This window comes from Clostridium sp. N3C (genome assembly GCF_900095445.1).
Classification (GTDB): Bacteria; Bacillota; Clostridia; order Clostridiales; family Clostridiaceae; genus Clostridium_AU.
On the sequence record NZ_FMJL01000004.1, the window covers coordinates 62,420 to 78,723 of the forward strand.

19 protein-coding genes are annotated in these 16,304 nt (G+C 31.8%); 3 read left to right on the forward strand and 16 right to left on the reverse strand.

Translation table 11 applies throughout. From position 1 onward, the window contains the following. Positions 1–15: 15 nt before the first annotated feature. From pknB to N3C_RS15495, 14 genes are all read right to left on the reverse strand, one after another. The gene (gene pknB, locus N3C_RS02720; RefSeq protein ID WP_074364540.1) at positions 16–1,995 is read right to left on the reverse strand and encodes a Stk1 family PASTA domain-containing Ser/Thr kinase; all 1,980 of its coding nucleotides are present in this window, start codon (positions 1,993–1,995) and stop codon (positions 16–18) included. Further along, a complete protein-coding gene (locus tag N3C_RS02725; protein ID WP_074364541.1) occupies positions 1,973–2,716 on the reverse strand; it encodes a Stp1/IreP family PP2C-type Ser/Thr phosphatase in 744 nt (247 codons plus the stop codon). The genes pknB and N3C_RS02725 overlap by 23 nt, the downstream gene beginning before the upstream one ends. A gap of 15 nt (positions 2,717–2,731) precedes the next feature. Beyond that, entirely contained in the window at positions 2,732–3,766 is a 1,035-nt protein-coding gene (gene rlmN / locus N3C_RS02730; protein WP_074364542.1) for a dual-specificity RNA methyltransferase RlmN, read from the reverse strand. Positions 3,767–3,777: 11 nt separating this feature from the next. Continuing rightward, a complete protein-coding gene (gene rsmB / locus N3C_RS02735; protein WP_074364543.1) occupies positions 3,778–5,103 on the reverse strand; it encodes a 16S rRNA (cytosine(967)-C(5))-methyltransferase RsmB in 1,326 nt (441 codons plus the stop codon). 15 nt (positions 5,104–5,118) lie between these two features. Continuing rightward, on the reverse strand, positions 5,119–6,048 hold the full coding sequence (gene fmt, locus N3C_RS02740) for a methionyl-tRNA formyltransferase (protein WP_074364544.1): 930 nt from the start codon (positions 6,046–6,048) through the stop codon (positions 5,119–5,121). A gap of 2 nt (positions 6,049–6,050) precedes the next feature. Then, on the reverse strand, positions 6,051–6,503 hold the full coding sequence (gene def, locus N3C_RS02745; RefSeq protein WP_074364545.1) for a peptide deformylase: 453 nt from the start codon (positions 6,501–6,503) through the stop codon (positions 6,051–6,053). A 16-nt stretch (positions 6,504–6,519) separates the two neighbouring features. Further along, positions 6,520–8,727, reverse strand: a complete 2,208-nt coding sequence (gene priA / locus N3C_RS02750; RefSeq protein ID WP_074364546.1) for a primosomal protein N' — start codon at positions 8,725–8,727, stop codon at positions 6,520–6,522. A gap of 29 nt (positions 8,728–8,756) precedes the next feature. Beyond that, on the reverse strand, positions 8,757–9,950 hold the full coding sequence (gene coaBC / locus N3C_RS02755; RefSeq protein WP_074364547.1) for a bifunctional phosphopantothenoylcysteine decarboxylase/phosphopantothenate--cysteine ligase CoaBC: 1,194 nt from the start codon (positions 9,948–9,950) through the stop codon (positions 8,757–8,759). Next, complete coding sequence (rpoZ, locus tag N3C_RS02760) at positions 9,950–10,168, reverse strand: DNA-directed RNA polymerase subunit omega (RefSeq protein WP_074364548.1); 219 nt, start codon at positions 10,166–10,168, stop codon at positions 9,950–9,952. The genes coaBC and rpoZ overlap by 1 nt, the downstream gene beginning before the upstream one ends. Continuing rightward, positions 10,149–10,778, reverse strand: a complete 630-nt coding sequence (gene gmk / locus N3C_RS02765; protein WP_074364549.1) for a guanylate kinase — start codon at positions 10,776–10,778, stop codon at positions 10,149–10,151. Before gmk ends, rpoZ begins: the two co-directional genes overlap by 20 nt. Continuing rightward, positions 10,778–11,050: an extracellular matrix/biofilm regulator RemA gene (gene remA / locus N3C_RS02770; RefSeq protein WP_074364550.1), complete on the reverse strand. Its 273-nt coding sequence runs from the start codon at positions 11,048–11,050 to the stop codon at positions 10,778–10,780. The genes gmk and remA overlap by 1 nt, the downstream gene beginning before the upstream one ends. A gap of 15 nt (positions 11,051–11,065) precedes the next feature. Continuing rightward, positions 11,066–11,950 (reverse strand): YicC/YloC family endoribonuclease, encoded by an 885-nt coding sequence (locus N3C_RS02775; protein ID WP_074364551.1) that lies wholly within the window; start codon positions 11,948–11,950, stop codon positions 11,066–11,068. Positions 11,951–12,088: 138 nt separating this feature from the next. Next, positions 12,089–13,066 (reverse strand): asparaginase, encoded by a 978-nt coding sequence (locus N3C_RS02780; RefSeq protein WP_074364552.1) that lies wholly within the window; start codon positions 13,064–13,066, stop codon positions 12,089–12,091. 131 nt (positions 13,067–13,197) lie between these two features. Further along, positions 13,198–13,284: a small, acid-soluble spore protein, H family gene (locus N3C_RS15495; protein ID WP_373432794.1), complete on the reverse strand. Its 87-nt coding sequence runs from the start codon at positions 13,282–13,284 to the stop codon at positions 13,198–13,200. A gap of 93 nt (positions 13,285–13,377) precedes the next feature. Between N3C_RS15495 and mscL the strand changes: the two genes are divergently transcribed. Continuing rightward, the gene (gene mscL / locus N3C_RS02785; protein WP_074364553.1) at positions 13,378–13,773 is read left to right on the forward strand and encodes a large conductance mechanosensitive channel protein MscL; all 396 of its coding nucleotides are present in this window, start codon (positions 13,378–13,380) and stop codon (positions 13,771–13,773) included. A gap of 21 nt (positions 13,774–13,794) precedes the next feature. Here mscL and N3C_RS02790 read toward each other — a convergent pair whose 3' ends face one another. Next, positions 13,795–14,244: a GNAT family N-acetyltransferase gene (locus tag N3C_RS02790; protein ID WP_074364554.1), complete on the reverse strand. Its 450-nt coding sequence runs from the start codon at positions 14,242–14,244 to the stop codon at positions 13,795–13,797. A 159-nt stretch (positions 14,245–14,403) separates the two neighbouring features. Further along, positions 14,404–14,826, reverse strand: a complete 423-nt coding sequence (locus N3C_RS02795; RefSeq protein WP_074364555.1) for a hypothetical protein — start codon at positions 14,824–14,826, stop codon at positions 14,404–14,406. A 177-nt stretch (positions 14,827–15,003) separates the two neighbouring features. On the opposite strand from N3C_RS02795, the gene N3C_RS02800 reads away from it, so the two are divergent. Together N3C_RS02800 and N3C_RS02805 are read left to right on the forward strand one after the other, a co-directional pair. Then, positions 15,004–15,876 carry a polysaccharide deacetylase family protein gene (locus tag N3C_RS02800; RefSeq protein ID WP_074364556.1) on the forward strand — a complete coding sequence of 291 codons (873 nt, stop codon included), beginning with the start codon at positions 15,004–15,006 and terminating at the stop codon, positions 15,874–15,876. A 210-nt stretch (positions 15,877–16,086) separates the two neighbouring features. After that, positions 16,087–16,293: a DUF1657 domain-containing protein gene (locus N3C_RS02805; RefSeq protein ID WP_074364557.1), complete on the forward strand. Its 207-nt coding sequence runs from the start codon at positions 16,087–16,089 to the stop codon at positions 16,291–16,293. Positions 16,294–16,304: the final 11 nt, after the last annotated feature.

The following is a 16,304-nucleotide window of genomic DNA, read 5'->3' on the forward strand; positions in this document are numbered from 1 at the left end:
TATTATAGTGTTACTTTATGGATTTGGAGGTAGATTATTATCGCTAGTTTCACTCCCACCATTTGCTCCTCCTACTTCACTTTCTGCTCCAGGATCTGGTAATTGAACTGCTAATCGAATTGTGGTTCCAACATCCACTTTAGATCCAGCACTATAACCATCGACTTCCACAACAACAGCAGAATCGCTCGCATTTGTAGGAAATGGTTGTATTTTGAATTTATTATTTTTTACTTGTGGAAGCTTTTTTACATCTCCAAGACGCATCCCTATAAGGTTTGGTAATTCTACTTGCTCTAAAACATAGTAGCTTACACTTATCTCTTTTCCTTCTTCTACTTCTGTATTTGGGGCTATACTTTGATCAGATACTTTCCCTACTTTGTTTGGATCATCAGTTGTTTTTGGATTTTTCTCTTTAAGGGTTAACTTTGCATCAATAAGTAATTTTTCTACTTCATCAATGCGTTTATCTTTTAATTCTGGCACTTTAGTCATCTTAATCTCTTTACCTTGGCTAATTACAAAATCAATTTTTCCACCTTGCTCTAATTGTTTACCAGCTTCGGGAATTTGCCTAATAACCTTGCCCTTATCAACGGTATCACTATACTCTCGAGTTATTTTACCAATTTTAAAACCATAGGATCGTAACACCTGTTCTAGTTGTTCTTCTTGTATTTCTGACATATTTGGAACTATCTTAGTTTCTGCACCAAGACTAATTCTGACTTTAACCCTTCTTCCTTCCTTAACTTTAGATCCTACTTCTGGTTCCACCACAGATATAACCTTATCTTTCTCAACCTGTGAATCATTTACGAATTCTTCCTCATAAACTAAACCTTTAGCTTCAATAGCCTTTCTAGCTTCATCTCTTTCCATTCCTACCACATCAGGAACTTCTACTTCTCCCTTTTGGCTAACTTCACCTTTATTATTGGTATTATTTTGATTTCCTCCTATAAGCTTAACAGCACCTATAGCTCCAATAACCAAAATAAAAAATATTACTAAGGCAATAATTAAATATTTTTTAGTCTTATTATTTAACTTAGGTTCATCATCATAAATATATTCATCCTCTTCTTTTTCACTATATCTAGGGGCATTAACCGGTTCCAAAACTCTAGTATTATCATTTTCTATAGTTTTTGTATCAATTTTATAATCTAAATTTTTTTGCAGGTTAAGTAAATCTATTAAAACTTCTCTAGCAGATTGATACCTGTTATTAGGATCCTTCTCTATACACTTCATAATTAATGCATTTAATCCGCTAGGTATATTGCTGACTAGTTGAATTGGCGGAATAGCCTTTTCTTGTATATGCTTTAAAGCAATAGTAACAGGGCTTTCAGCATCGAAGGGTACCTTTCCAGTAACCATTTCATATATTACTATTCCTAAAGAATATATATCAGTTCTTGCATCAACATAATTACCACGGGCTTGCTCCGGTGAAAAATAATGAGCTGAGCCAATAACCTTATTGGAATTTGTTATAGTTACATTGCTACTAGCCTTAGCTATACCAAAATCAGTGACCTTTACTACTCCCTCTTCAGTTATCAAAATATTTTGCGGCTTTATATCTCTATGAATAATATTATTTCTATGAGCACAATCTAAAGCCTTGCTAATTTGAATTGCAATATCTATAGCTCTTTCATAACTTAGTCTAACATTTTCATTAATTAATTGCTTTAATGTTTTTCCCTTAACATATTCCATTACTATGTAGTTAATATCACCTTGAGTTCCTACATCAAAAATATTTACTATATTGCTATCAGATAAATTAGCAACGGCTGTGGCCTCACGCTTAAACTTTTCCACTACAAGGGGATCGTTGTTAAGATTATCCCTTTTTAATATTTTTACTGCATTATACCTATTTAACTTATGACATCGTGCTTTATAAACCTCTGCCATGCCACCTTCGCCGACTTTTTCCAGTATTTCGTATCTGTTATTCAATATGGTTCCTATCATCATTACACTCCCCTTCAATAACCATCAACGTTATGTTATCCTTGCCTCCTCTTTCCTTAGCCAAATTTACTAAATCACGACATACCTCCATATTATTGCTATTTCCCTTAATATATTGGTAAATCTCTTCCGGTTGCACTTCGTTTGTAAGTCCATCGCTACATAAAATAATTTTGCTAATACCTATAGGATCAAGTACAAAGATATCTACATCCACATTAGGACTAGTACCAATTGCGCGAGTGATTATATTCTTATTAGGATGATGCTTAGCCTCTTGTTCTGTTATAGTTCCCTCATCGACTAACTGCTGAACTAAAGAATGATCTTTTGTAATTTTACTAATTTTATCTTCCTTTATTATATAACAACTAGAATCACCTACATTGGCTACCAGAGAGTAATTACACTTTTTAAAATAAGCTGTAATAGTTGTCCCCATTCCTTTTAAGGAAGAATTTTCTTTAGCCTGATTATAAATAACACTATTAGCATATACAATAGCATCCTTTAGTAAAGCCTTTAAATCCTCTGTATCCTTATGTTCTTTAATATATTGTATAACTGATTCCACAGCTAACTTGCTGGCAATTTCACCAGCATTATGTCCTCCCATACCATCAGCCACTATATATATTTTAATATTGTCTATAATAGAGTATGAAAAATAATCTTCATTTATTTGTCTTACATTCCCAACATCCGTTAATGCCCCCAGCATATATTCACCCCTCTCTTAAGCCTTATTACTTTCGATATAGCTTTTTCTTAATTGACCACAAGCAGCATTTATATCAGATCCTAATTCTCTTCTGATAGTTGTATCAATTCCTCCTTCTATTAATTTTTGCTGAAAAGATTGAATACTAGAAAGGGAAGATTTTTTAAAAGAACTTTCTTTTACTTCATTCATAGGAATCAAATTCACATGACATAGCATACCTTTTAATAGTTTAATTAACTGATCTGCATCTTCTTTCCTATCATTTACATTATTTATCAAAGCATACTCAAAAGTTATCCTTCTTCCAGTTATATTTATATAATATTTACAGGCTTCAACAATGTCAACAATTAAATACTGATTTGCTATTGGCATTATTTTCTTTCTTTCTTCATTCCAAGGGCTATGTAAGGATATGGCTAAGGTTATCTGTAGCTTCTTATCTGCTAGCTCATAGATTTTTGGAACTATGCCACAGGTAGAAAGTGTTATATGTCTTTGACCTATATTTAAGCCCTGTTCCCAATTTACCAACTCAATAAATTTGAGCACATTATCATAATTAACTAAAGGCTCTCCACTTCCCATAATAACAACATTAGAAATTCTTTCACCTATAAAGTTGCCAGCTACTATAACCTCAGCTAGTATTTCTCCAGCTGTCAAGCTTCTAACTACACCATTAATAGTGGAAGCGCAAAATTTGCAACCCATTCCACAGCCAACCTGTGACGATACACATACGGTGTTACCATACTTATACTTCATAACAACCGTTTCAATTACATTACCATCATGATATTTTAATAGCAATTTTACTGTGCCATCTATATTAGATTTGTAATGGGTTACTATTTCAGGAAGTTTAGTGGTAAAGTTACCTTTAAGCTTCTGTCGTAAGCTTAAAGGAATATTAACCATATCCATAAAGTCTAAAGTTCCTTTATAAATCCAATCAAAAACTTGCTTAGCTCTAAAGGCCTTTTCTCCGTTGTTTTTCATCCAGCCCTGTAATTCTGCTAATGTAAAATCAAAAATATTTTCCATATTCACGTCTCCTATTTTTTTCTCCTTAATTTAGCTATAAAGAATCCATCCATATCAGTGCTGGGCAAAATAGTTAGCATGCCATCTTCATTATATAGAAAATTAATATGCTCACCAAAATTTAATTTTTCCACTTCAAACTCCTTATTGTTCTTCAAAAATTTATATATCCTTTTTTCATTTTCCATTACATTTAAGGTACAGGTAGAATATACTACGGTTCCTCCTCTTTTTACATATCTACAGGCATTTTCTAAAATTTTATCCTGAATATGATACAAAGCTTCCAGATCTTTTTGATTTTTAGTCCACTTTATCTCTGGTTTTTTTCTTATTATCCCAAGACCAGAACAGGGTACATCAACTAGTACACCATCAAAAGTATCTTTAAGCTTATCATTAAATATAGTAGCATCTACTACATCAGCATTAATATTATTAATTCTCAGCCTTTTAGCATTATCTAATATCAAATCTATTTTATGATCATATAAATCCCAAGCTAAGACGCTACCGGTGCCCTGAAGTAGCTCTGCCATATGAGTACTCTTTCCACCAGGAGCCGCACACATATCTAAAAGCTTCTGATCTTTTGAAACCCCTAAAGCTAACACTGCTAGCATTGCACTTTCATCTTGAACCGTTATAGCTCCCTCTGAAAAAAGAGGGTTATTTTCTACATTGCTACCTTTTACAATTCTTATAGCAGCAGGACAAACAGCACCCTTTTCCACATTATAATTGAGACTTTTTAATCGCTGATAAACTTCATCAGGATTCCAATGTAAACTATTCACCCTAACAGTAATGGAAGGAGTGCTGTTCAGTCCAGAAAGAATTTCCTTAGCTTTTTCTATACCATATTGATTTACAAAGAGCTTAACCATCCATTTTTCAAAGGAATGTTCAAAAGCTAACTCACTAACTATTTCTTTTTCATTATTGAATGCTTTATCTTTATTTCTAAGATAAGCTCTAAGAACTCCATTAACGAATTTACTTGCACCAATGGAAATCTCTTTTGCTAAATTTACAGCTTCGTTTACAATGGCATATTCAGGAACTTTATCAAGATACATAAATTGATATAGAGAGATTCTTAATATATTTAAAACTTTCCTATCTACCTGCTTAAAGGACTTATTAATTAAATTAGACAGTATTATATCTAATTTATACTTATATCTTAAAGTTCCATATACTATTTCTGTAATAAGCCCTCTATCCTTTTCCTCTACCTTATATTTATTTAAAAGTTGTCTTATTGAAATATTTGAATAAGCTCCTTCATACAAAACCATATTCAATATTTCTACAGCAATTTTTCTACTGTTCATACATATTACCTCAACTTATTCCAATATAATACCTTCTTCTATACTGTTTCCATTTAGAAAGCTCTCTACAGACATTCTCTTTCCGTTAGGAAATTGTACTTCCTTTATCAATACATAATTATCTAAAGCAGCTACTAAAATACCTTCTTTTGAAACCTTCACAATGGTACCTGGCTTCTCATCTTTATTTACTCCTTTAACTTCTGCAGCAAATATTTTCATAGCCTTATCTTGATATTTACTGAAAGCTACTGGCCATGGATTTAATCCTCTTACTAGATTAACTATATCAGCTGCTCTTTTTTCCCATTGTATATGGGCCATTTCCTTATTAAGCATTGAAGCATAACAACTTTCACTATCCTTTTGCTTAATAGGAGTGATTTCATTATTGGACATAGCCTTAATGGTTTTCACCATAAGCTCTGCCCCATCTACCATTAATATATCATGCAATTGTCCAGCAGTCATAGTATCAGTAATTTCTACTTTGCTTTGGAGAAGTATATCCCCTGTATCCAGTCCTACATCCATAAGCATAGTAGTATTACCAGAATACTTATCTCCATTTATTATGCACCAATTAATAGGAGCTGCCCCTCTATATTTAGGAAGTAGTGAAGCGTGCAAATTGATACATCCGCACTTTGGTATATCCAGCACTTCCTTAGGTAGAATTTGACCATAAGCAACCACTATAATAAAGTCTGGAGCCATTTCCTTTAATTTTTCAATGGTCTCTTTATCTTCCTTAAGTTTTATTGGCTGGAATATTTCTATGTTATGTTTTAATGCTTCCTCTTTAACCTCACTATAACCGACTTTTTTCCCTCTACCCTTAGGCTTATCTGGCTGAGTAAAAACTGCAGTCACATCAAAATTCTCTATACAAGCTTTTAATGTAGGTACTGCAAATTCCGGTGTTCCCATAAAAACAATTTTCATAGCTATTCTTCCTCGTTTCTAACTAATTTATCTGTAAATAAAATACCATTTAAGTGGTCAACTTCATGACAGATAGCTCTAGCAAAAAAGCCTTCAGCCTCCAATTCAAATTCCTCACCCTTTTCGTTAAGAGCCTTAACTTTTATTTTTGCAGGTCTTTCAACTTCTCCTTGTCTTCCAGGTAAGCTTAGACATCCTTCAACATCAATACAACTTCCGCTTTCTTCTATGATTTCAGGATTGATAAATACATGTACACCTTCCCCTACATCCACTACAGCAATACGCTTCAAAATTCCTACTTGAGGTGCTGCTAATCCAACACCATCTTCATGATACATTGTTTCTATCATATCCTCTACTAAAACCCTAATTCTATCATTTATTTCATCAACAACTCTACATTTCTTTCTTAATATTTCATCATTATCTTTTCGTATATTTCTTAAAGCCATAATTATACTCCTTCCTTTAAGTTAAATTATTCGGATTAACATCTAAATTTAGTTTTACTTCTGTATAAACATCTTTTAACTCTTCATAAACAATATTTTTAATTTTTCCTGCAGTATCAAAAGGAAACTCTCCTTTAAGTATTATCTGCCATCTATACATATCTTTTATCTTTGAAATTGCACAGGGACAGGGTCCAAGCATACTAATTTCGTTATTACTCTTTAAAAAATCCTGAATTTTAATACCTAAGGATTTTATAGTACTAATTAGTAGTTTTTCTTTCTTACAACTAAGATTAATATTAATCATTTCCTTAAAAGGTGGATAATTCATATCCTCTCTTATCTTTATTTCTTCATTATAAAAACCATTATAATCATTAGTCAGTGAAAATTGAATACTATAATGATCTGGAGTATAAGTTTGAATTATCACTTCTCCAGTTTTGCTACTTCTTCCTGCTCTACCAGATACTTGAGTCAACAGTTGAAATGTTCTTTCTGCCGATTTATAATCTGGTAAATTCAAGGTTAAATCTGCTGCCAATACTCCCACTAAGGTTACATTAGGAAAATCTAATCCTTTAGCAATCATTTGAGTACCTATTAGAATTTGGGCTTCTCCCCTCTTAAAACTTTCATATATATCAATATATGAATTTTTCTTTCTTGTGGTATCCATATCCATTCTTAAGGTTTTTGCCTTAGGAAAATGCTTTTTTACTTCTTCCTCCACCCTCTCCGTTCCTATTCCAAAATACTTAATATATTTGCTGGAACATTTAGGGCACTTGCTTTGAGTGGGCTCTCTATAACCACAGTAATGACAATGCATTAAATTATCTTCTCTATGATAGGTCAATGTTATATCGCACTGTTTACACTTGTATACAAAACCGCATTTTCTACAGGAAACAAAGTTGGAAAATCCCCTTCGATTTAGAAATAATATTATTTGCTCCCCTCTAGCCAAAGTCTCATTAATAGCACTGTGCAACTTTACACTAAAAATGGATTTATTTTTGTTAGCTAATTCTTCTCTCATATCTACTAATGTCATATTAGGTAACTTAGCATTATCTACTCTATTTTTAATCTCTAACAGTTCAAATTCACCTAATTTTGCTCGATAATATGAGTCTAAAGATGGAGTAGCTGTACCTAGAACCAGTTTACATCCTTTTCTTTCAGCTATAAACTCAGCCACTTCACGGGCGTCATATTTAGGATTACTTTCAGATTTATAGCTGTTTTCATGCTCTTCATCAATTATAATTATGCCTAAATTTTCAAAGGGTAAAAATAAGGCTGATCTAGCTCCAATAGCAATCTTTGTTTTTCCTTTCTTAATACGCATCCATTCATCAAATCGTTCACCATCAGACATTTTACTGTGAAAAACACTTATATTATTACCAAATCTGCCCTTAAAACGCTCTACCATTTGAGGTGTTAGGGATATTTCCGGTACTAGTACAATACTATCCTTTCCTTCTGCTAACATCTTATCCACTAAATGAAGATAAACTTCCGTTTTGCCACTACCAGTAACTCCATGTAACAGAAACTTGCCTGTATTTTTACTTAATATTGATTTAACAACCCTTTGCTGTTCATCATTAAGCACCTTTGCAGAATAGATATTATATTGCCTTGAATCTAATCTATCTATAACAGTTTCTTCTGTAGTAAGAATATCATGCTTAATTAGCGTATTTATAGAACTTAATGAATATCCAAAGTTATTACTTAAAGCACTTTTTGTATATATACCAGCATTGATCTTTACAGTATTATAAATTTCTATATAGGGACTTTTGCAATACTTTCCTTCCAAAGGAGATTTAACATATAATAAGTCAGCAGTTTTTTTTCTAATGCCTTTTGTTATGCCTGTAGGTATAATTAACTTAATACAGTCTATGTAAGTAGCTAGATAACGCTCTTTCATCATATTTATTAGATTTAAATCTGATTCTTTAAATAAAGGAAAATCGTCACAAATTGCTTTAATGCTTTTTATATAGGGTATTTTTTTCTCCAGGTCTTCCTTTAATTCCAGAACAAATGCATCAATTAATTTATTCCCTAGCCCAAAGGGAACCTTTACCCTATGGCCAATTTGAATTATTCCTTTTAATTCCTCTGGAATCTTATATGTAAATAGTTTATCCACCATTATAGACTCATTATTAACTACTACACCGGCATATTTATATTCCATGACCTCTCCCCTTAAAAGAAAAAAGCGCTCTAGCGCCTTTTCATAATAGTATTAAAAATTTCTCTTGCTGCTTCCCTTTTGCTCATTTTATCAAGAGCTTTAATCTTTCCATCCCTAGAAATTATATTGATTCTATTATAATCGGATCCAAAGCCAGTATCATTTCCTGTAATATCATTGGCTATAATATAGTCCAAATTTTTCTTTTTTAGCTTAGTGGTTGCATTCTGAATCAAGTCATTGCTTTCTGCAGCAAAACCTACTAGTATCTGATTTTCACTCTTTCTCTTTCCTAGCTCCGCTAATATATCATTATCTTGAATTAGCTTTAAGTTTAGAACTTCACTATTCTTTTTTATTTTTAGGTCACTATATTCTTCTACCTTAAAATCAGACACAGCGGCACACTTTATAATTATATCATTACTATCACAATTTTCTAAGACAGCATTCATCATTTCTCCATTAGTGTTAACTGATATAATATTCATTCCTTGAGGTTTTTCTATTTTTGCGTGGCCTGTTATTAACGTTACTTCAGCTCCTCTATCTCTTGCTTCCTCAGCTATAGCATACCCCATTTTACCTGAAGAGTGGTTTCCTATATATCTAACAGGATCTATAGGCGCTATAGTAGAGCCAGCGGTAACTAGAACCTTTTTACCTTCCAAATCTTTATTTACATATAATTGTGACAAAACTAATTCCGTTATATACTTAGGATCCGGTAACTTGCCCTTACCTACATCTCCACAGGCTAGTCTTCCAGAATCCGGTTCAATAAATTTATAGCCAAAGGACTTTAGTTTTTCAATATTTTGCTGTACTATAGGATTCTCATACATATTCGTATTCATGGCAGGGGCAAAAATAACTGGTGCTTTGGAAGCCATTATAGTAGTTGAAAGCATATCATCTGCAATACCATTGGCAATCTTACCAATAATATTTGCTGTTGCTGGTACCACTAAAATTAAATCAGCTTTTTTTGCCAATGAAATATGTTGAATCTCCCATACCTTAGGCTCTTCAAACATATCTACTATTACTGCATTTGAGCTTATAGATTGAAAGGTCAGTGGCCTTACAAACTCTGTAGCATGTTCTGTCATAATCACATCTACATTTATATCTTTCTTCTTCAAGGCACTTACTATATCTAAAGCTTTATATGCGGCAATACCACCACAAACTCCTACTACAACATTTTGCTTGTATAACATTACTTGATACCTTCTTTTTGTGTTTCGTAAAGTATTTTACCAGCATTCACTTCGTTTATCGCAACAGTTAAAGGTTTGTTTGAAGGTACTCTAACCATTGGCTCAGAACCATCTATTAACTGTCTTGCTCTTTTCGCTGTAACAGTAACCAATGTATATCTATTATCTACTTTAGTTAATAATTCAACTATTGATGGATTAATCATAGAGTTGTTCATGTATTAAGCCCTCCTTAGAATCTAAAATATCATCTTTTATTCTATCAACTCGACACTTTTCCGCAACTATTATTGCTTGGATCTTTTTAACCGCATCCTCTACAGTGTCATTAACTACAGCATAGTTATATTTTGAAACATAATTAATTTCTTGATATGCTGCTTTAAATCTTGTCATTAAAGATTCTGGTGTTTCACTTCCTCTTTGTATTATTCTTTTTTTAAGTTCTTCCATTGATGGTGGTAATATAAAAATGAATACACCACCTTGATAAGCCTCTTTCACTTTTAAGGCTCCTTGAATATCAATTTCTAGAATTACATCTTTTCCTTCATCTATAGCTTTCAAAGCTTCTCCCTTTGGGGTACCGTAATAATTGCCATAAACTTCAGCATATTCCAAAAAGTCATCTTTCTCTATTCTTTCTAGAAACTCTTCCTTAGTTATAAAATAATAGTTCTTACCATGTACTTCTCCTACTCTTGGAGCTCTAGTAGTTGCAGAAACTGATAACCAAAAATCTGATTTCTCTAATAAAGCTTTACAAATAGTACCTTTTCCAGCACCGGATGGTCCAGATAAAACTATCAAAATCCCCTTTTTTTTCATTATTCATCAACCTCATCAATTGTTTCTTCATCCTTAGAAGATAATCTGTGTGCTACAGTTTCTGGTTGAACTGCTGAAAGAATAACATGGTCACTATCTGTGATAATAACAGCTCTTGTTCTTCTTCCGTAAGTTGCGTCAATCAACATACCTCTATCTCTTGCCTCTTGAATTATTCTTTTTATAGGTGCTGATTCTGGACTTACTATGGCAACCAGTCTGTTAGCAGATACAATGTTACCAAAACCAATATTAATTAACTTAATGCTCATTGTTTTCCTCCTGAATTATTCAATATTTTGAATTTGCTCCCTAATTTTTTCTATTATATTTTTTATATTTAAAGCAGAATTGTTTATATCAATATCATTGGATTTTGAAGCGATGGTATTAGTTTCTCTGTTCATTTCTTGAACTAGAAAATCTAATTTTCTACCTACCGGCTCATCAGAATCTAATGTAACTTTCATCTGCTCAATATGGCTTTTCAATCTTGTTATTTCTTCATCTATACTACACTTATCAGCATAAATTGCCAACTCTAAATTTAATCTGTTCTCATCTATTTCTACATTATCTAACAGTTCCTTTAATCTATCCATTAATTTAGCCTTATATGTAGGAACCAAAGAGTCAGCTTTTCCTTCAATTAAATTAACCTCTGTAACGATTTGATTACACTTACATAATATATCTTCCTTAAGCTTGCTTCCTTCAACTCTTCTCATTTCTTTAAAGGATTGAATAGCTTCCAATATAGGATTCTTAAGCATTTCCCAAAGAAGATCTACATCTTCTTCATTTTCTTTAACATAAATAATATCTGGATATCTTGCAACTAAAGATACTGATATATCATCCTTAAGTTGTGGATATCTATCCTTTATATCAGCTAAACATTTTACATAACTGTCAGCTAAAGTTTGATTTAACTGGGCACTAACTCCTAATTTCTCATAATTATTATATGTAATAAAGAGATCTATTTTTCCCCGGCTTATATTTTCACTAATTAATTTTCTAATCCTATCTTCTAAACTATTTAATAATCTTGGCATTCGGATATTAATATCAAGATATCGGTGATTAACGCCCTTTATTTCCACATTAAAGCTTATTTTACCTTCAACTTCATATCCAGAACGACCAAACCCTGTCATACTATATATCACTATAAATCATCTCCAGTCATAATACACTCTTCTAACAATTATACTAATTATACAAAATCTTCACCTACTATTTCAAGGAGTTTTTTTTATTTGCTTCATCTTATTCGTTAATTCTCCTATTTTCTTTATTTTAATAACTTATTTCTCCTTGAATATAGCTCTAACTTCGTCCATATTTTTAGTTTTGCTTAAGGCCAATATTAACTTTATTCTTGCTTTTTGCCCAGGCATATTATCTACAAAAATAACTCCCATATCTCGGAGCATTTTACCTCCTCCAACATAACCATAGGAATCATGTACTCTACCTTCAAAACATCTTGACACCATTGCTACAGGAATACCCTTTTTAATTGCTCGATCTATACCTGTAAGCATAGCTGGTGGAACATTTCCTCTACCTAAAGCTTCTAAAACTATTCCTTCATCTCCCTTATCTATGCAATAATCTATTAAACTTGAGTCTTGCCCCGCTGTACATTTAATTACATCAACCTTTGCATTAATGTTATCTACCAAAATCTTCTTTGATAAAGTGTTTTTTCTATAGAAAATAACTTCATTATTATCTACAATACCTAAAGGCCCAAAACCTGGTGTGGAAAAGGCATCTATACTTAGAGTATTTACCTTTGTTACTTCACTTGCACTATTTAATTTTCCATTAAAACATACAAGCACGCCTCTTTTCATAGCCTGTTCTGAAATAGCTGTGCAAATTGCTTCAGCTAAGTTAGAGGGTCCATCATATCCAAGTTCTGAACTGCTTTTCATAGCACCAGTAAATACCACAGGCTTAGGTGTATCAATAGTTAGATCTAATAAATATGCTGTTTCCTCCATGGTATCTGTACCATGGGTTACTACTACACCATGAATATCCTCTCTAGCTAATAGCTTTTTTACAAACTTAGATAGCTCCAACATATTTTCTATACTCATATGAGGACTAGGTAAATTAGAAAAAGTATATGTTTCAATTTCACAAAAACGTTCTATACCTGTAACCATCTTCATTATCTCCTCACCAGTTAGACCTGGTACTGCTGCCTTTATCCTTTCGTCAACTATCATTGATATAGTTCCACCGTTAAATACTACTGCTACTTTCTTCATATGTCCTCCAAATTTCATTAGTTATTTCGAAATATATCATTGTCAGTGATAATTAACTCCGACAGTGATACATATTATCTTTTGTCTGAATCCATTTCCTTTAATAGTGTGCTGTTCTTTTCTTCAAAAAGTTATTCAATCATAACAGCCCTATTTTTATATTCTATATCTATATACCCTTTAGATTCAATAACTTTTTTAGCTTCTTGAAAATCCATGGATAAACCTCCTTTATTAATTAATAATAATGTCGAGTACTATTTCTCTTTATTTTTCTATTAACCATTATTTTATTGAAAGGACGTGCTTTTATGTGGAAAGAATTCAAGAAGTTTGCTATGAGAGGTAATGTAATAGATCTAGCAGTAGGTATTATAATCGGTGGAGCTTTCAACGGTATAGTTTCTTCATTAGTTGAAGATATTATTATGCCTTTAATCGGTATTTTGATTGGAAAAATTGATATCAAAGGACTAACATTGATAATCGGTTCTGCAAAAGTAACTTACGGTATGTTCTTACAAAATATTTTAAACTTTTTAATCATATCTTTCTCTGTATTTATAATAGTTAAAACCATTAATAGGCTTAGTAACTTAAGAAAGGTAGAAGAAGAGAAAGTTGAAGAAATAAAGCAAATATCAAGAGAAGAGGAACTTCTATCAGAAATTCGAGATTTATTAGCATCAAAAATTAAAAGTAAATAAAAAGCATCTATTTAGATGCTTTTACCCTTCTCTGTGAAGCATTTCAATATGTGGTATATTATCTTCTAAATATGGCTCTGACACTGGCAAAAATCCTACACTTCTATAAAATTCTAACAAATATAATTGAGCTGATATTCTAATAGTCCCTTCATTAAATTCTCTCTTAATAAACTCCATAGCTACTTTCATCATTTCTGAAGCTATTCCTTTTCTTCTATAATCTTTTCTTACTACCACCCTGCCAATGGATGATTCATTGTAAGATATACCTTTAGGTAATATTCTCACTGAAGCAATAATTTCACCTTGTTGATTTTTTCTAAATAGTTGATAAGAAACCTTATCTTTATCGTCGCAATCCAAATATATACACTGTTGTTCAACTACAAAAATTTCACTTCGCAGTTTTAAAATATTGTACAGTTCTTCTGGAGATAGATCTTTAAAATGTTTTATTTCCCAGTCCATTTAATTCCTCCTTTAGTGTAATACCATATAAATATTTACTGCATATATAGTATCACATCATAATTAAAGGTACCATAGCTAAGCAATATTAACTTCTATCTCCTTTTTCGCTTAATAAGTATAAAAAATGAGCCGTTTAACCTCGGCTCAATATTATGTTTAAGAACTTAAATCATAGGTCACATCTTCTGCATTTACTCTATAAGCTAAACTTGCTAATTCGCTTTCTAATTCTTCAATTCTATGATTTAATTCTTCAATAGTATCCTTTAATATTAAGTTTTCTCTTGTTTTTTCATCAATTTCCTTCAAATCTAAATCCACATACTTTTTATCCGGTGACTTTTTACATACTACACACTCTACAGTCCAAATTTCCAAATCCTTGTCCTTTTTCACTCTAGCTTTAAATTCTTTACTATTACATTTGCTACAGATATTTTCTAGGGTCTCATACTTATCCAGTTTTATATTAGCTACAACAGTGCCACATTCAGAACATATGGCATCATATTCACCAGACCTTTGATTCAAATTAAATACTACACTTCCACATTTAAAACAGCTTTTTGTAATCTCCATACCAATCACCCCTATAACTATTTATGCTTATAATGGTAATTTTATTACAGAGCTAATATATAAAAATATCTAAATTCTTCTAAATTATTTTCCTATTATTTAATAGAACTCTGTAAACTTCCATAGCATATAACAATATACTAATGCTGAATGATCAATTTATAAGAGGGATATAATTTGCAGGAGAAAGACCGATGCACAATTAAAAAACGTTGCAAATTATCAATACTTTTCTTAACAATTTTACTGTTCTCAATACCTATACTTCTTATTTATGATTTCCTATTAGTACACCAATCAAAGGAAAAAAATCTTTTCAATGCTACTACCAATTTCCCAAGAAAAAATGATATCACAAACTCAGCAAAGGATAATCAAATAAAAAAATCCTTTCCTTCCGTTGCTGCAGAAGAAGTTTATACCTATGGCCGAAGTGAGGGAAAAAAATATGCTTTTTTAACCTTTGACGATGGACCAAACCCCATAGTAACACCTCAGATATTAGAAATTTTAAAAACTCATGATGTGAAAGCTACATTTTTTGTATTAGGATGTAATGCTAATAGCTACCCTGAAATTTTAAAAAGAATTTTTGACGAAGGACATGCTATAGCAAACCATACCTACAGTCACGATTATAAAAAAATATATCCAAATAACAAAGTAAATACTGAAGCATTTCAAGATGAGGTAAATGAAACAAAAAAAACCATTGTAAAAATTTTAGGTTCTCCCTCTTCTTCACGAGTTGTAAGGTTTCCCGGTGGTTCCTTCGAAAATTGGAAAAAATCAATGAAAGATAAACTAATATGTGAAGGCATGTATTTTATTGATTGGAATACTGAAAATCATGACGGATTAAAACATAATGTATCAACAGAAGAGCAATTAAACACTATAAGCCACAATATTGACTGTGCCGAAAGTCGTGATGAAAATCTTGTAATTTTAATGCACGATTCTGTTATGAAACAATCAACAGTAGATGCACTGCCAACTATAATAGAATTGATAAAAGCTAAGGGCTATACTTTTGCAATAATACATTAAATAAATCCACAAAACCCTTCTGTAATTTGCTAAAGCAATGTCCAACACATTGCTTTTTTATTTTGAATAATTAAAAATCTTTTGTGAAAAATAGTTATGTAAAAAACTATTAGCAGTTAAATTTACCATTGAAAATCTTTATGTTGAAGTTATATTACTTTCTAAATTATCAAATAATAGATTCAGGAATTATTTAAGGAGTTGGTTTTTATGACAGTTTCAGCAAATGTAAAGCAAACACTGGCTAATTTAAAAGGTGTAGAAAGTACATTGAAAGTTTACTCTCTACAAAGTAGCAATAAAGAAGAAAAAGAAATTTATAAGTCCGCTTTAAATACAACTAATGAAGTTATAAAAGACCTGGAAAACAGAATAAAGGTACTTGAATTCCAAGAACCTCAATATAAAGGTAATTAAGTAGGTGAGAA

Excerpts from the sequence above, each read along its gene's own strand:
- pknB (WP_074364540.1), bottom strand. The coding sequence starts at position 1,995 with ATGATAGGAACCATATTGAATAACAGATACGAAATACTGGAAAAAGTC.
- N3C_RS02725 (WP_074364541.1), bottom strand. The coding sequence starts at position 2,716 with ATGCTGGGGGCATTAACGGATGTTGGGAATGTAAGACAAATAAATGAA.
- rlmN (WP_074364542.1), bottom strand. The coding sequence starts at position 3,766 with ATGGAAAATATTTTTGATTTTACATTAGCAGAATTACAGGGCTGGATG.
- rsmB (WP_074364543.1), bottom strand. The coding sequence starts at position 5,103 with ATGAACAGTAGAAAAATTGCTGTAGAAATATTGAATATGGTTTTGTAT.
- fmt (WP_074364544.1), bottom strand. The coding sequence starts at position 6,048 with ATGAAAATTGTTTTTATGGGAACACCGGAATTTGCAGTACCTACATTA.
- def (WP_074364545.1), bottom strand. The coding sequence starts at position 6,503 with ATGGCTTTAAGAAATATACGAAAAGATAATGATGAAATATTAAGAAAG.
- priA (WP_074364546.1), bottom strand. The coding sequence starts at position 8,727 with ATGGAATATAAATATGCCGGTGTAGTAGTTAATAATGAGTCTATAATG.
- coaBC (WP_074364547.1), bottom strand. The coding sequence starts at position 9,950 with ATGTTATACAAGCAAAATGTTGTAGTAGGAGTTTGTGGTGGTATTGCC.
- rpoZ (WP_074364548.1), bottom strand. The coding sequence starts at position 10,168 with ATGAACAACTCTATGATTAATCCATCAATAGTTGAATTATTAACTAAA.
- gmk (WP_074364549.1), bottom strand. The coding sequence starts at position 10,778 with ATGAAAAAAAAGGGGATTTTGATAGTTTTATCTGGACCATCCGGTGCT.
- remA (WP_074364550.1), bottom strand. The coding sequence starts at position 11,050 with ATGAGCATTAAGTTAATTAATATTGGTTTTGGTAACATTGTATCTGCT.
- N3C_RS02780 (WP_074364552.1), bottom strand. The coding sequence starts at position 13,066 with ATGAAGAAAGTAGCAGTAGTATTTAACGGTGGAACTATATCAATGATA.
- N3C_RS15495 (WP_373432794.1), bottom strand. The coding sequence starts at position 13,284 with ATGGATTTTCAAGAAGCTAAAAAAGTTATTGAATCTAAAGGGTATATA.
- mscL (WP_074364553.1), top strand. The coding sequence starts at position 13,378 with ATGTGGAAAGAATTCAAGAAGTTTGCTATGAGAGGTAATGTAATAGAT.
- N3C_RS02790 (WP_074364554.1), bottom strand. The coding sequence starts at position 14,244 with ATGGACTGGGAAATAAAACATTTTAAAGATCTATCTCCAGAAGAACTG.
- N3C_RS02795 (WP_074364555.1), bottom strand. The coding sequence starts at position 14,826 with ATGGAGATTACAAAAAGCTGTTTTAAATGTGGAAGTGTAGTATTTAAT.
- N3C_RS02805 (WP_074364557.1), top strand. The coding sequence starts at position 16,087 with ATGACAGTTTCAGCAAATGTAAAGCAAACACTGGCTAATTTAAAAGGT.